General features: G+C 41.6%; 10 protein-coding genes. 6 read left to right on the top strand and 4 right to left on the bottom strand.

Annotation, left to right across the window (positions count from 1 at the left end; translation table 11 throughout):
* Positions 1 to 112 precede the first annotated feature (112 nt).
* Complete coding sequence (locus DL92_RS0103265) at positions 113 to 1,747, top strand: Mbeg1-like protein (protein WP_026654657.1); 1,635 nt, start codon at positions 113 to 115, stop codon at positions 1,745 to 1,747.
* A 278-nt stretch (positions 1,748 to 2,025) separates the two neighbouring features.
* Positions 2,026 to 3,720 carry a zinc ribbon domain-containing protein gene (locus tag DL92_RS0103260; RefSeq protein WP_026666880.1) on the top strand — a complete coding sequence of 565 codons (1,695 nt, stop codon included), beginning with the start codon at positions 2,026 to 2,028 and terminating at the stop codon, positions 3,718 to 3,720.
* Positions 3,721 to 3,773: 53 nt separating this feature from the next.
* Here DL92_RS0103260 and DL92_RS0103255 read toward each other — a convergent pair whose 3' ends face one another.
* The 3 genes from DL92_RS0103255 to DL92_RS0103245 form a co-directional block, all read right to left on the bottom strand.
* The gene (locus DL92_RS0103255) at positions 3,774 to 4,649 is read right to left on the bottom strand and encodes a phosphoribosylaminoimidazolesuccinocarboxamide synthase (RefSeq protein ID WP_026666879.1); all 876 of its coding nucleotides are present in this window, start codon (positions 4,647 to 4,649) and stop codon (positions 3,774 to 3,776) included.
* A gap of 30 nt (positions 4,650 to 4,679) precedes the next feature.
* Positions 4,680 to 6,320: an ABC-F family ATP-binding cassette domain-containing protein gene (locus tag DL92_RS0103250; RefSeq protein ID WP_026515291.1), complete on the bottom strand. Its 1,641-nt coding sequence runs from the start codon at positions 6,318 to 6,320 to the stop codon at positions 4,680 to 4,682.
* A gap of 164 nt (positions 6,321 to 6,484) precedes the next feature.
* Positions 6,485 to 7,345 (bottom strand): AraC family transcriptional regulator, encoded by an 861-nt coding sequence (locus tag DL92_RS0103245; protein ID WP_026666878.1) that lies wholly within the window; start codon positions 7,343 to 7,345, stop codon positions 6,485 to 6,487.
* 77 nt (positions 7,346 to 7,422) lie between these two features.
* On the opposite strand from DL92_RS0103245, the gene DL92_RS0103240 reads away from it, so the two are divergent.
* The 4 genes from DL92_RS0103240 (at position 7,423) to ppdK (ending at position 14,049) form a co-directional block, all read left to right on the top strand.
* Positions 7,423 to 8,601 carry an iron-containing alcohol dehydrogenase gene (locus DL92_RS0103240; RefSeq protein ID WP_026666877.1) on the top strand — a complete coding sequence of 393 codons (1,179 nt, stop codon included), beginning with the start codon at positions 7,423 to 7,425 and terminating at the stop codon, positions 8,599 to 8,601.
* 124 nt (positions 8,602 to 8,725) lie between these two features.
* On the top strand, positions 8,726 to 10,054 hold the full coding sequence (locus tag DL92_RS0103235; protein ID WP_026666876.1) for an MFS transporter: 1,329 nt from the start codon (positions 8,726 to 8,728) through the stop codon (positions 10,052 to 10,054).
* A 110-nt stretch (positions 10,055 to 10,164) separates the two neighbouring features.
* A complete protein-coding gene (locus DL92_RS0103230; protein ID WP_034461951.1) occupies positions 10,165 to 11,064 on the top strand; it encodes a glycerophosphodiester phosphodiesterase family protein in 900 nt (299 codons plus the stop codon).
* A gap of 156 nt (positions 11,065 to 11,220) precedes the next feature.
* Positions 11,221 to 14,049, top strand: a complete 2,829-nt coding sequence (ppdK, locus tag DL92_RS0103225; protein WP_026666875.1) for a pyruvate, phosphate dikinase — start codon at positions 11,221 to 11,223, stop codon at positions 14,047 to 14,049.
* Positions 14,050 to 14,131: 82 nt separating this feature from the next.
* Here ppdK and DL92_RS0103220 read toward each other — a convergent pair whose 3' ends face one another.
* Positions 14,132 to 14,887 carry a hypothetical protein gene (locus tag DL92_RS0103220; RefSeq protein WP_026654665.1) on the bottom strand — a complete coding sequence of 252 codons (756 nt, stop codon included), beginning with the start codon at positions 14,885 to 14,887 and terminating at the stop codon, positions 14,132 to 14,134.
* Positions 14,888 to 14,890 lie beyond the last annotated feature (3 nt).

Here is a 14,890-nt window from a genome sequence, read left to right as displayed (position 1 = left end):
CCTATTTCGTATTTTTTCTTTGACGATTTTAACACATTAAAGCGATACAGACAATGTTTTGTTGGACAAATCTCACATTAGGATTAATATTAATTATAAGAGGTAAGAGATTATGGCAAATCTTATAAATTATATTAAATGGCGCGGGGATCTTGATTTTGAGCAGTCGCCCTTTAATGAGGTGGACAATCTTGCACTTTCGCTTCTTATATACAATGACTTAAACGGGATTGTTCCCGATTCGGAAAACGGCGGTAAGATTTCGGTCAAAAAAGCCGCCGACATATATTTTAGTACGCATCCTATCGATGGACTTTCGAGAGTCGATTTTGATTGGGTGCTACTTTACATGGCAAAGAGTAAAAGGTTTGGGGAACTGACACTTTCTGATTATCTTGATGTCAACGATATGGACAAAGACATGCTCATAACGGCAATGACAATTCATTTCCCGGATGGAAGCCTGTTTGTCTCATTTCGCGGAACAACAATGGATATCGATGACTGGAGGATGGACTTTAAGATAAGTTTTGAAGAGATCATGGCGCAAAAAGAAGCTGTGAACTATCTTAGATATATTTTGTCCAAGTACGCGGGCGATGTTTACGTTGGAGGACATTCAAAGGGCGGAAATCTGGCTATATATTCCGCGATGAATCTTCCGAATATAGTTCAGCCAAGGATCAAGCATGTTTACAGTAACGACGGCCCCGGAATCTGTCCTGAGCTTCTTAATGAAAAGAAATTTGCAAACGTAAAGTGGAAGCTTACGCATATTGTGCCTACGTACAGTATCGTGGGAATGCTCTTTGAACTTGATGTTCCGCACAAGATAGTTGCAAGTGACGGAGAGAGAATGCTTCAGCACTCGGGAATGACCTGGAAAGTTGCGGGCGATCATTTTGTTACCAAGAAACATCTGACAGAGGAGAGCTCTGCGCTAAACAGGGTCATCGATGACTGGATAGAAAACGCTACAATGGAGCAGAGAGAGGCGTTTACGAGGGATATTTTTGATGCCATGAAAGCAGGTGGCGCGGTCTCTTTGTATGATATTTCAAAGGGCGGATTTCATGATTTTGGAACAATTCTTTTATCTGCGGCTCAGTCGGAGAGTAAGACCAAGATCATTCTTGGAAAGTTCTTCGGATCGCTGTGGCGTGAATTTGAGAAAATAAGGGTTATGGAGGCACTTAAGACTCAGCAGGGTCTTATTGATGCGTTTCTAATACTACTTGGAATTGTGTTCCTTGCTATCCCTAAGGCTATCTACAATATGATAGGCGGCGCCGTTGCGCTCACGTGTGCGCTGTTTAGCGCTTCGAGAATAATAAAGGCGGGAATGCGCGATGAAAAGGCGTTTATCAAGCGCGGACGAATGCTTTTTCATATACTTGTCATGAGTTTCATGGTATTTATTGTATCGAACATCGAGCGCATTCCGAAGTGGACGAACGTGTTTATTTCAATTGTCTTTTTCACCATGGCGTCAGCCAGCGTTCAGTACGTTATCAAGCATAAAAAGACAATAAAACGCGCTGGAAGATTCTGGATGATCCTTATTGCTGTAGTCAACATCAATATCGGAATCATCTCACTTGCCACGCCGCAAAGGTTAACTTCTGTCAAGTCTCTTACGGTCGGAAGCTATCTGGTACTTATCGGAATCGTGAGACTGCTCATTCAGATTTTGTCGAAAAGACCTTCATCAAAGGACAACGGATACTCCTACGAAGATGATGACTGAGAGATTTATACTGACGCAAAAGTACCACCACCGGGAGTCTACCGCAGTGATGGTACTTTTATTATTGGTTTAAGGGAGGTTATTTAGCAGGTTTATTTATCTTTGTAAGATATATCGGAGAAAAAAGATTACCCTTTAGAGGTTTATATTTATTTGATAGATTGTTTAGAAATGTAAAAAACATTATGATTTTACGCTTTTTCGTGTAAAATAGAAATCGTGGGTTTAAAGTAGGGTTGTCTTAGTTATAAAAGACAATAAAAACTTGGAGGAGAATTATGAAATGTAACAATTGTGGTAGAGAAATTAGTGATAGCAGCAATTTCTGTGTATACTGCGGGGTACAGGTAGTAAAACCGCAGTATACACAGAATGCTGCGGCTACGGGAAATATATCTTTGGCAAAACCGCAGAATGCACAGAATTCGGCCGCTATGGGGAATATGGCTTCAGCTAAGGTAAATACAAGTGATAAAAAAGGGAAGATCGCTCTTATAGTTTTGGTTGTGGCCATTTTTGCAGTCATATCCGGAATTATCGGAACGGTCGCTTTTAACCTGGTGAAAAAATATGTTATACCCGAGTTGGCAGGAATAACAGATACGAATACAAATACAAATGCGAACACTAATATTAATGTTACGGGAAATGCGATGGTTGTTGCTGATGGAGCTATATTCAATTCATCCGGAGCGGTAAATGAGCAGTTTAAAGGAGCGGAAGGATATGAATTTTACTCAGATCCTGAGGGCACGGTTGGAGTTATCTTTGTTGAGGGTGAAGTATACTTGATCGATTCCGAGTTAAAGACAACGCTTATTGATGATAGCTGTGTGGACGTATCAATGAACTTTACGGGCAATTATGTTTATGTGGCAACATCAGAGAAATCCAAGCTCGGCAAAGGCTTATGCGTTTACAATACAAAAGATAACAGTTATAACTTGATAGAAGAGTGCGATATAATTGATTCATGCTGTATTACAGCCTCTCCGGACGGTAATACGGCGCTTGTTTCAAGAACAGACGGATTATTTATGATGGGGCTTGACGGAAAGAGTGAAAATATATTCGAAGCTGCGAATCAATATTTTAACGTGATTTCTGTATCAAATGACAGGCATGTTGCATATTTTTCGCCTCAAATGGGTGAAGGATTGTTTTGCTGGAAAGACGGCAATGTTATTAAGATTTATGATGATGACTTTAGATCTTTTAGCGGTTATGTTGCGTTAAATGCTGATTGTAAAAAAATATTATTTAAGAAATTGGGTGAAGGATTACGTTATTTTGATTCAGACGAAATGAGCGAGTCAAAAGTGATTCTGTCAGATTCACATATCGATGCGTATTATAAAGGAAGAGGATTTACTTTTTCGGATATTTCAGTTAATTATTTCCCTGAGGCCGAAAACTTTGAAGGAATGTATTTAATTGCTGATAGAAGTAGTTATTGGCTTAATTCCGATATGGAAGCCGTTTGTAAAACGGATGGATATGCAACTTCATATTCAAGCAGAGAATTTAAAGTTTATGATATAGAGGAAAATTCGATAAATGCAATCACATATAAGGACGGGAAGACGCAGACAGAAGAGCTGTACCACGACGATCACGGCGTATATGATGTTGCGGTAAGTGATGATGAAAGTGTTATGTGGATCTTATTATATGATAAGATCATTACTTACAAAGACGGAAAAGTTGTGGGTGAAGCACTTAAGGTTTCGAATGATGGCTTTTCCATAGGAAATATAATGAACGATCCATTGAGTGATAAAGCATATTGTATAAGTGATAGCGGAACTGTATTTGTTCTTGATGAAAACGGAAATCATGATGAGATTGGAAAGGTTGATAATGCATATGGTTTTTGGGACGAGTATTCCGGTGGAAAAAGCCTTATTTCCGTTGAAAGTGAAGAAGATACTTTAGCATATATCATATATGGTAAGATTGTAAAAAAAGATTGATAAATGAAAAAACGCCGGTCGCACAATGCGGCCGGCGAAAATTTTTATTTAGATCAAACGTTAAGTTCTGAACCTGTGAGGAGCTTGTAAGCTTCAAGGTATTTAGCGATTGTCTTGTCGATTACGTCCTGAGGAAGGTTGTAATCGCACTCAGGATTAGCCTTTAAGTAGTCACGAACGAACTGCTTGTCGAATGAAGGCTGACCATGTCCGGGCTCATAACCTTCAACGGGCCAGAAACGTGAGCTGTCAGGTGTGAGCATCTCGTCTGCAAGAACAACTTCGCCGTTCTCATCGATACCGAACTCAAACTTTGTGTCTGCTATGATGATTCCGCGAGTGAGAGCGTAGTCTGCACATTTCTTGTAAAGAGCGATTGTGTAATCCTTGATCTTTGTTGCGTACTCAAGGCCCTTTCCGGGGAATGCCTTCTCGAGAACTTCTACGCTGCGGTCGAAGTCGATGTTCTCATCGTGATCACCGATTTCAGCCTTTGTGCTGGGAGTGTAGATGGGTTCAGGGAGCTTGTCGCACTCTTTGAGACCTTCGGGAAGCTTGATTCCGCATACAGTTCCGTTTTCCTTGTAGCTGTTCCAGCCACTTCCTGTGATATATCCACGAACGATGCACTCAACGGGAACCATGTTGAGCTTTTTGCAAAGCATGCTGTTTCCTTTAAATTCCTCGCTTCTGAAAAATTCAGGCATATCGTTTGTATCAACGCTTACCATGTGGTTGTTTACGATGTCCTTGGTATAATCAAACCAGAACTTTGACATCTGGGTCAACACAGCCCCCTTCTTAGTAACTTTGTTCTTGAGAATTACGTCGAAAGCGGAGATTCTGTCTGTTGCAACCATGATAAGGTTCTCTCCGATATCGTAAATTTCTCTTACTTTTCCTTCTTTTACGGGATTAAATGTCTGCATGCTAATGCTCCTCCTTAATATATATGAATATCAGTCGTCTTCCTCTTCATCGGCAACTGTATTATAAACTGTACGCTTTCTGGCCATTTCGTCGCTTTCGAGATATTCGTCGTAAGTAGAACGCTTGTCGACAAGTGATCCGTCGGGGAGAATTTCCATTATTCTGTTTGCTGTTGTCTGAACAACCTGATGGTCACGGCAGGCAAAAAGCTCTACACCGGGGAATTTGATCATTCCGTCGTTGAGAGCGGAGATTGATTCCATATCAAGGTGGTTTGTAGGCTCGTCGAAGATAAGGCAGTTTGCGCCGCTTATCATCATCTTTGAAAGGAGACAGCGAACTTTTTCTCCTCCTGAAAGAACCTTAACCTTCTTGACGCCGTCTTCACCTGCAAAGAGCATTCTTCCGAGGAATCCTCTTACGTAAGTTGCGTCCTTTATCTCAGAATAGCCTGTAAGCCACTCGGTAATGTTGTAGTCGTTATCAAATTCTTTTGTATTATCCTTGGGGAAGTATGCCTGTGAAGTTGTTACACCCCATTTGTATGTTCCCTCGTCGGGCTCAAGTTCGCCTGTAAGAATCTGGAAGAGAGTAGTCTTTGCGAGCTCGTTTCCGCCTACAAAAGCAATCTTGTCATCGTGCTGTACGACGAATGAAATGTTGTCGAGAATCTTCTCGCCGTTTATTGTCTTTGAAATTCCTGAAACGGTAAGAACTTCGTTACCGATCTCACGCTCGGGTCTAAAGTCGATGTAAGGATACTTTCTGCTTGAAGGCTTGATTGTATCGAGCTCGATTTTCTCAAGAGCTTTCTTTCTTGAAGTAGCCTGCTTTGATTTACTTGCGTTAGCAGAGAAACGTGCGATGAACTCTTTAAGTTCCTTGATCTGTTCCTCTTTTTTCTTGTTTGCTTCCTTCATCTGGCGGATCATGAGCTGTGATGACTCATACCAGAAGTCGTAGTTACCGGCATAGAGCTGAATCTTGCCGTAGTCTATATCAGCAATGTAAGTGCAGACTTTATTGAGGAAGTAACGGTCGTGAGATACGACAATGACCGTATTCTCGAAGTTGATAAGGAATTCCTCAAGCCATGCGATAGCATCGAGATCCAAGTGGTTGGTAGGCTCGTCGAGAAGCAGGATATCGGGGTTGCCGAAAAGAGCTCTTGCAAGAAGAACCTTGACCTTCTGATTACCGTCAAGTTCTTTCATGAGCTTGTAGTGATTTTCAGTTTCGATACCAAGTCCGTTAAGAAGGCTCTCTGCATCTGATTCAGCTTCCCATCCGTTCATTTCTGCAAACTCAGCTTCGAGTTCACTTGCGCGGATTCCGTCCTCATCGGTGAAATCTTCTTTTGCATAAATTGCATCTTTTTCATTCTTGATCTCAAAAAGACGGGCATTTCCCGAAATAACGGTATCAAGAACTACCTTGTCGTCATATTTAAAGTGATCCTGTTCAAGGAAAGACAAACGCTGGCCGTCTGTGATAACGACATCGCCGTTTGTTGTCTCAATCTGACCTGATAAGATCTTCAAAAAGGTAGATTTTCCGGCGCCGTTTGCACCGATGATTCCGTAGCAGTTTCCTTCGGTAAATTTGATATTTACGTCTTCGAAAAGAGCTTTTTTACCAACTCTCAGTGTTACGTTATTAGCACTTATCATTAAAAATAGCCTCGCTTATTAATATAGAAATAGTCTTTGCAACATTTCGTATTATAGGAGAAACTCCTGTAAAATGCAATAAGGACAAAAAATGAGAAGCCCATATATCAAAATATGGGCAGTTAAAAGCAGGGTTATGAATTATATTTTCAAATATAGCCGGATTAAGCAGAAAAGCTTGCGCGATATTCACTTGGCGACATATTCTTTTGCTCCTTAAAAACCCTGTTAAAAGAGGATATACTTTGAAAGCCTGACAGCATGGCAATTTCTGTCAGTGACATGCCGTCATTTGACATAAGCTCCGCGGCTTTTTCGACTCGTATAAGATTCAACCACTTATTATAATTAAGGCCGGTTATTTCTTTAAAAATACGTGAGAAATAATCTTTGCTTATTCCGGCTCTTTTTGCCATTTCTGATTGTGTTAGGTTGTCATCTGTGAGATTATTTTTTATATAGTCCGTTACCTTTACCATTTTGAAAAACAGTTCGTCTGTGACGGAAGTATAATAGTTATCGGTAAGTTCACCGCTGAGTTCCTGCTTGTGATCGTCAAGAAGCATCATAAAATCAAAAAGGAGCTTGGTACACAGAATTTCTTTGTTGTTTTTGTTCGATCTGAAGGTATCGCGCATCTTATGCGCAATCTCACCAAGTTTAAGGGCAAGTTCCCTGTGATTGTTTATGCAGATAACGTGAAGATTGTGATAGTAGTGGATGATACGTTTAAAGTCAAAAACGGCATCTGCTATCGCATTACTAAACTGCAGGATGATTGAGCATGTTCTGTCGGCATCAACAATCTCGTGAATTTCCATAGGCCATATAAGCACGATATCACCTTCAACCAGGTTATATATTTTTTGACCGATCTTATATACATTTTTTTCACCGGGTCCAACGAGGATGATTTCACCAAAAGAGTGCCAGTGTGACGGAAACGTTCTTTCTTCCGAACCGGTAGCCAGATTAAATGCGTGGGTAGTTTGAAAAGGAAAAGTCTCATATTGACTTGGATCCATGTTCGCACCTCCGTTTTTAATAAATTAAGTAATAGAATAATTTTATATGAATCTTATATAGAAAGGAATGGAAAAAAATGGACAATTTTACCTTTTATTCTCCCACATATTTTGTTTTTGGAAAAGACACTGAGAACACAGCCGGCGAGTATGTGAAAAAAATTGGCGGAAGCAAAGTTCTCATTCATTACGGCGGGGGCAGTGTAGTGCGTTCCGGCCTTCTTGACAGGGTAAAAAAATCTCTCGAAAAAGAGGGCATTTCTTATAAGGAACTCGGAGGTGTAAAGCCAAATCCAAGGAGCGGCCTTGTATATGAAGGAATAAAGCTCTGCAAGGAAGAAAAAATAGATTTTGTTCTCGCTGTAGGAGGCGGAAGTACGATAGATTCTTCAAAAGCAATCGCGGCAGGAACATTGTATGACGGCGATTTCTGGGATTTCTATCAGGGAAAAGAAAGAATTAAAGAGGCTCTTCCTGTAGGAACAATCCTTACGATCGCTGCAGCCGGAAGTGAAGGAAGCCCCGATTCCGTAATAACAAAAGAAGAGGGAATGTTTAAAAGAGGCGTGGGTTCCGATGCGCTCAGACCTAAATTCAGTATTTTGAACCCTGCACTTACACAAACTCTTCCCGCATATCAGACGGCTGCCGGTGTGACAGATATCATGGCACATCTTTATGAGAGATATCTTACCAATACCAAGGATGTTGAAGTTACGGACAGAATGATCGAGGCGCTTCTTCTTACAATGAAACATGAGGCTCCGAGAGTAATAGAAGATCCCAATAACTATGAGGCAAGAGCGAATATTATGTGGGCAGGAATGATGGCTCACAACAATTCTTGCGGTGTGGGAAGAAGTCAGGACTGGAACAGCCACAATATTGAACATGAGCTCTCTGCGGTTTATGACTGTGCGCACGGTGCGGGACTTGCGGTTACCATGCCTGCGGTATTCAGCTATGTTATGAATCACGACGTTATGAGATTTGCAAAGGTTGCAACAAGAGTATGGGGCTGCCAGATGGACTTCGATCATCCCGAAGTTACTGCAAAAGAGGGAATCGAAGCATTTAGAAACTTCCTTATTTCTATCGGAATGCCAAAGAACTTTGAAGAGCTTGGCGCAAAAGAAGAGGATATCCCTAAGCTCGTTGAGGTACTTTGCAGAGGAGACGGAAGAAACGGAACAATTAGCGGTTTCGTGACTCTAAATGAAGATGATTGCACGAAGATTTACAAGATGATGGTATAAAAAAGCTTATATTTAGGCGTGTTTATGGCAGAAGACTGTTGCATATCGGCAGTCTTCTGCTTTCTTTATGATAATTCTTCATATATAATATAATGTACAAAAAATGGGGATATGGAGATACACTATGAAACTAAACTATAAGAGAACGGTACTGATCGGTTTTGCATTTCTTTCTATCTGCGCATTCTGGCAGTTTTATGACAACGAGATTCCAAAGATATTAAAATACAGCTTTGGGCTTGGAGAGACCGCGACAGGTATCGTGATGGCGCTTGATAACGTGTTCGCACTGTTTCTTTTACCTCTGTTCGGAAGTCTTTCAGATCACACGGACAGTAAGATCGGTAAAAGAATGCCGTATATTCTCGTTGGAACCGCTATGTCGGTTACTCTTTTGTATTTACTTATTGCAGTGGCAAGAAAGAGCGGAAATCTGCTCTTGTTTATGTTTGGACTGCTGTTTATTTTGTTTGCTATGGGAATCTACAGATCACCGGCCGTTTCGCTCATGCCCGATCTTACACCCGCACCCCTTAGAAGTTCGGGAAATGCGATAATAAATCTTATGGGAACAGTCGGCGGTATTTTTGTTCTTATCATGACCAAGGTTTTGTTAAAAGAGGCGGAGGATCCGGCGAAAACGGATTACATGCCTTTTATCATTAGCATTATTATCTGCATGGTTGTGTCCGTAGTAATATTATTTTTTACCATAAATGAAAAGAAAATAAAAAAAGAAGTAGAAGAACAGGGAGGCCTTAAGTCTTTCGGAGAGGCTTTCGATGAGAAAAATTCGGAAGATGGCGAAGGTATTTCCGGGGAAGAAACAAATGGTAAGATGCCTGCTGAGGTGAGAAGAAGTCTCATTTTTCTTCTGATCTCGGTATTTTTCTGGTTTACGGCTTACAATGCGGTGACTACGGCGTTTTCGCGTTTTGTGGGCGTTGTGTGGGATCTTCACAACAATGATTACGCTACATGCCTTCTTGTTGCCACTGTTGCGGCTACACTCAGTTATATTCCCATTGCATATATATCAGGAAAGATAGGCAGAAAAAAGACTATTCTTTGCGGAATTGTTCTTATGGCTGCAAGCTACATTATTACAGGACTTTACCCGCATTTTTCAGCTTCTATAAATATCTTTTTTGCAATTGTGGGAATAGGATGGGCTGCGATCAACGTAAACTCTTATCCGATGGTTGTTGAGATGTGTAAAGCGGGAGAGATAGGTAAGTACACGGGAACATATTATACGTTCTCAATGGCTGCTCAGGTGTTTACACCTGTATTCTCGGGATATCTGCTTGAGCATATGTCATATAAGACGTTATTCCCTTATGCATTTATCTTTTCAGCTTTGGCATTTTTAACAATGCTTTTGGTCAAACACGGCGATGCGAGACCCGATATGAAGGGTAATATACTCGAGAATTTCGATGTTGATGATTAAAATTATATGAAATTAATGTCGATTAACGCATTTAATTGTTGCGAATTAAACAATTAGGAAGTAAAATATGTAGCAGACGTGTTAAAAAATTATCAGTAGGAAGTGGATTAATGCTTTTTATTAGGGTTTTGTGCGAAATAGCACCTATAATGGTCGTTCTTTATTTGCTGATGATCATGCCAAGGATAGTACATAAACCTGACAGATTACCTCATTTAGGTGTGCGTTATGCGCATCGTGGACTTCATGACAATTCATCGGATGCACCGGAAAACACTATGGCGGCCTTTAAGAAGGCAGTGGATGCCGGCTACGGGATTGAGTGTGATGTTCAGCTTACCAAGGATGGTGTTCCGGTTATTTTTCATGATTTTACACTTGCCAGAGTGGCGAGATATTCAGAGGGTGAGATTCCCGAAGATGCAGTGAAGAATAAGGACGGGAGCTTCGGAGTTAAGGGTAAGGTAATTGACTATACATATGAAGAGCTTCAAAGGTTTCATATTCTTGATTCTGTTGAGAAAATCCCCAAATTCGAAGATTTTTTGGCGCTTGTAGACGGTAAAGTTCCGCTTATTGTGGAGCTTAAGATCGAATTTAAAAATTGTACTGTTTGTTCGAAAGCGGATGCGCTTCTTTCATCTTATAAAGGAGTTTATTGCATTGAGTCCTTCAATCCGCTCGGTTTGCTTTGGTATAGAAAGCATAAACCGCAGATCATGAGAGGACAGCTCTCCGATGAGTTTCATAAGGAGTCGCCTTCGGAATTTAACAGCTTTCTTTACTTCGCGCTCACGAATCTTTTTCTGAATTTTTTAACAAGACCCGATTTTATATCATACAATCACAAATATCCGGGTAACCTGTCATTATGGCTGTGCAGGCACCTGTATAAAAATGTCACAGCTGCATGGACTATTAAGAGCGAAGAGGAGCTTGCAAGGGCAGAGCAGAATTTTGACATTTATATATTTGACAGTTTTGTTCCTGTAAAGGGGCCAAAAGTGTAATATTCAGAGGTTTTTTATTTAGAGGTTTTATATTTTATTAAATCGGTAATTATCCGCGTTTTTATTTCACGGTAGTGGTTTCCGCGGTAGTTATAAAAAAGAAATACATGAAAGGTACCGGTTTTTAATAGTACCGGTAAGAAAGGTATGACAAAAATGGCGAACAAGTGGGTTTATATGTTCAATGAAGGTAACATGACAATGCGTAACCTTCTCGGTGGTAAGGGTGCCAACCTTGCTGAGATGACAAGTATTGGTCTTCCTGTACCTCAGGGATTCACAATCACAACAGAGGCATGTACACAGTACTATGAGGATGGCCGTAAGATTAACGACGAGATCATGGCTCAGGCTATGGAAGGCGTTAAGAAGATGGAAGAGATCAACGGAAAGAAATTCGGTGACCTTCAGAATCCTCTTCTTGTTTCTGTTCGTTCAGGAGCTCGTGCTTCTATGCCCGGTATGATGGATACAATCCTCAACCTCGGTCTTAATGATGAAGTAGTTGCAGCAATGATCAAGGGTAATCCCGATCCTGCATTCGAGCGTTTTGTATATGATTCATATCGTCGTTTCATCCAGATGTTCTCTGACGTAGTTATGGAGGTTGGTAAGAAGTACTTCGAGCAGCTTATCGACCAGATGAAAGAGAAGAAGGGTGTTAAGTTTGACGTTGACCTCACAGCAGCTGACCTTAAGGAGCTCGCTGAGCAGTTCAAGGCTGAGTATAAGAAACAGCTTGGCAAGGACTTCCCTTCAGATCCTGTAGAGCAGCTTAAGCTTGCTATCGAGGCTGTATTCCGTTCATGGGATAACCCTCGTGCTAACGTATATCGTCGTGATAACGATATCCCTTACTCATGGGGAACAGCTGTTAACGTAATGCCTATGGTATTCGGTAACCTTAACAATGAGTCCGGTACAGGTGTTGCATTCACTCGTGACCCTGCTACAGGTGAGAATAAGCTTATGGGTGAGTTCCTTATCAACGCACAGGGTGAGGACGTAGTTGCAGGTGTTCGTACACCTATGCCTATCGCTCAGATGGAGAAGGAGTTCCCTGAGGCATACGCTGAGTTCATCAAAGTATGTGATACTCTTGAGAACCACTATCATGACATGCAGGATATGGAGTTCACTGTTGAGAACAAGAAGCTCTATATGCTTCAGTGCCGTAACGGTAAGAGAACAGCTCCTGCTGCTCTTAAGATTGCTTGCGACCTCGTTGATGAAGGACACAAGACTCCTGAAGAAGCAGTTGCTATGATCGATCCTCGTAACCTTGATACACTTCTTCACCCTCAGTTCGATGCTGCTGCTCTTAAGGCTGCAACACCTATCGGAAAGGGTCTTGGTGCATCTCCCGGAGCTGCTTGCGGTAAGGTTGTATTCACAGCTGATGACGCAGTAGAATGGGCTGCAAGAGGCGAGAAGGTTGTTCTTGTTCGTCTTGAGACATCTCCTGAGGATATCACAGGTATGAAGGCTGCTCAGGGTATCCTTACAGTTCGTGGTGGTATGACATCACACGCTGCCGTAGTTGCTCGTGGAATGGGTGAGTGCTGCGTATCAGGTTGCGGTGACATCAACATGGACGAAGAAAACAAGAAGTTCACTCTTGGTGGAAAAACATTCACAGAGGGAGACTTCATTTCAATTGATGGTACAACAGGTAACATCTACGAAGGACAGATTGCTACAGTAGACGCTCAGATCGCCGGTGAGTTCGGACGTATCATGGCTTGGGCTGACCAGTTCAGAAAGCTTAAGGTTCGTACAAATGCTGATACACCTGCTGATGCTAAGAAGGCTAGAGAACTTGGTGCTGAGGGTATCGGTCTTTGCCGTACAGAGCACATGTTCTTCGAGGAAGACAGAATTGCTGCATTCCGTGAGATGATCTGTTCAGATACAGTAGAAGAGAGAGAAGCTGCACTTGATAAGATTCTTCCTTATCAGCAGAACGACTTCAAAGCTCTTTATGAGGCACTTGAAGGAAATCCTGTTACAATCAGATTCCTTGATCCTCCGCTTCACGAGTTCGTTCCTACAACAGAGGACGAGATCAAGAAGCTTGCAGATGCTAAGGGCAAGAGCGTAGAAGATATCAAGGCTATCATCAATTCTCTTCACGAGTTCAACCCTATGATGGGTCACAGAGGATGTCGTCTTGCAGTTACATATCCTGAAATTGCTAAGATGCAGACTAAGGCTGTTATCCGTGCTGCTCTTGAAGTACAGAAGGCACACGCTGACTGGAACGTTAAGCCTGAGATCATGATTCCTCTTGTTTGCGAAGTTAAGGAGCTTAAGAACGTTAAGAAGGTAGTAGTAGAGACAGCTGACGCTGAGATCGCTGCTGCAGGCGCTAAGCTTGAGTACGAAGTTGGTACAATGATCGAGATCCCCAGAGCTGCTCTTACAGCTGATGAGATCGCTAAGGAAGCTGACTTCTTCTGCTTCGGTACAAACGATCTTACACAGATGACATTCGGATTCTCTCGTGATGACGCTGGTAAGTTCCTTGATGCTTACTATGATGCTAAGATCTTCGAGAACGATCCTTTCGCTAAGCTTGACCAGACTGGTGTTGGTAAGCTTATGGAGATGTCACTTAAGCTTGGTAAGCCCGTAAATCCTAGTCTCCACGTTGGTATCTGTGGTGAGCACGGTGGTGATCCTTCATCAGTTGAGTTCTGCCACAAGATCGGTCTTGACTATGTATCATGCTCACCTTTCCGTGTACCTGTTGCAAGACTTGCTGCTGCACAGGCTGCTATCGCTGAGAAGAGCGCATGCTGCGGTTCAAAGACTATCGTAGATGACGAGACAAAGGAAAAGCTTAAGGAAGCTGCTGAGAAAGCTACAGTTATCGCTAAGGAACTTGCTGAGACATCAGCTGAGGTTGCTAAGGCAGGACTTGCAGGTCTTAAGGCAGGACTTGAAGAGGCTAAGAAAGTTTACAACAACTCAAAGAAGAACTGATAATTTTTATCAGATAAGATTCTAAAAGAAAAGAGCTTCACACATTTGTGTGAGGCTCTTTTTTAGAAGTGAAATATTTAAATTATTCAGCTATTTTTTCTGCGCTTAATAATTCTGAGTCATAGTTATCGGCTTCAAGTCCCGATCCTGTGAAAGTTATAATATAACCATCTTTGATAAGACAGATACATCTCTGGTACAGAACTGTGCCGTTTATTTTTGCATTAAGTACAAGTGAAGGATGATCTTCGCCTAAGAACTTAACTGTCTCCATCTCGGCAGTTACATCTGTTAATCCCTGAGCTTCAAGAGCTGAAATTGAAGGCTCTTTCTGAGATTCCATAATTGACTGCTCATTTGCAAGTGCTCCTGCAAGTGAACCTACACTCTGAAGAACAACATTAAGTGTTTTGCCTGTTGTTCCGTCAACAGCGTAAGTTACTACCATAATACTACCGCTGTCGAGAGCTTTCTTTGCAGCTTTGTTATCTTTGAATGCATCAAGATCTGTTATTGTGCTGTTTAATGTCTGAAGCTCTTCAGCATTTGCAAATTTGTAGTTATCGCCTAAAGAAAACTTAACCCCAAAAAACTTGTTTTCATATGTGGTTCCGTTTACAACACCTGAAATGTTTTCGCCGGAATCACTTGCGTCAGAGCTTTCTGAAGATGTGCTTTCTGCAGCGTTTTCGTTTGAAGAATCAGAAGGTGCTGCTTCAGCGGATGCTTCGCTTTCTGCATTGTTGTTTGTTGCAGGCTCAACTTTCTGAGCTCCGCAAGCAACAGAGCTTGTTGCTAATGCAAGTGCGAACATTGTTGCCAATAATTTCTTTTTCATAAC

This window comes from Butyrivibrio sp. AE2005, assembly GCF_000686965.1.
Taxonomy (GTDB): Bacteria; Bacillota; Clostridia; order Lachnospirales; family Lachnospiraceae; genus Butyrivibrio; species Butyrivibrio hungatei_A.
This window is presented reverse-complemented; position numbering and strand designations above follow the sequence as displayed.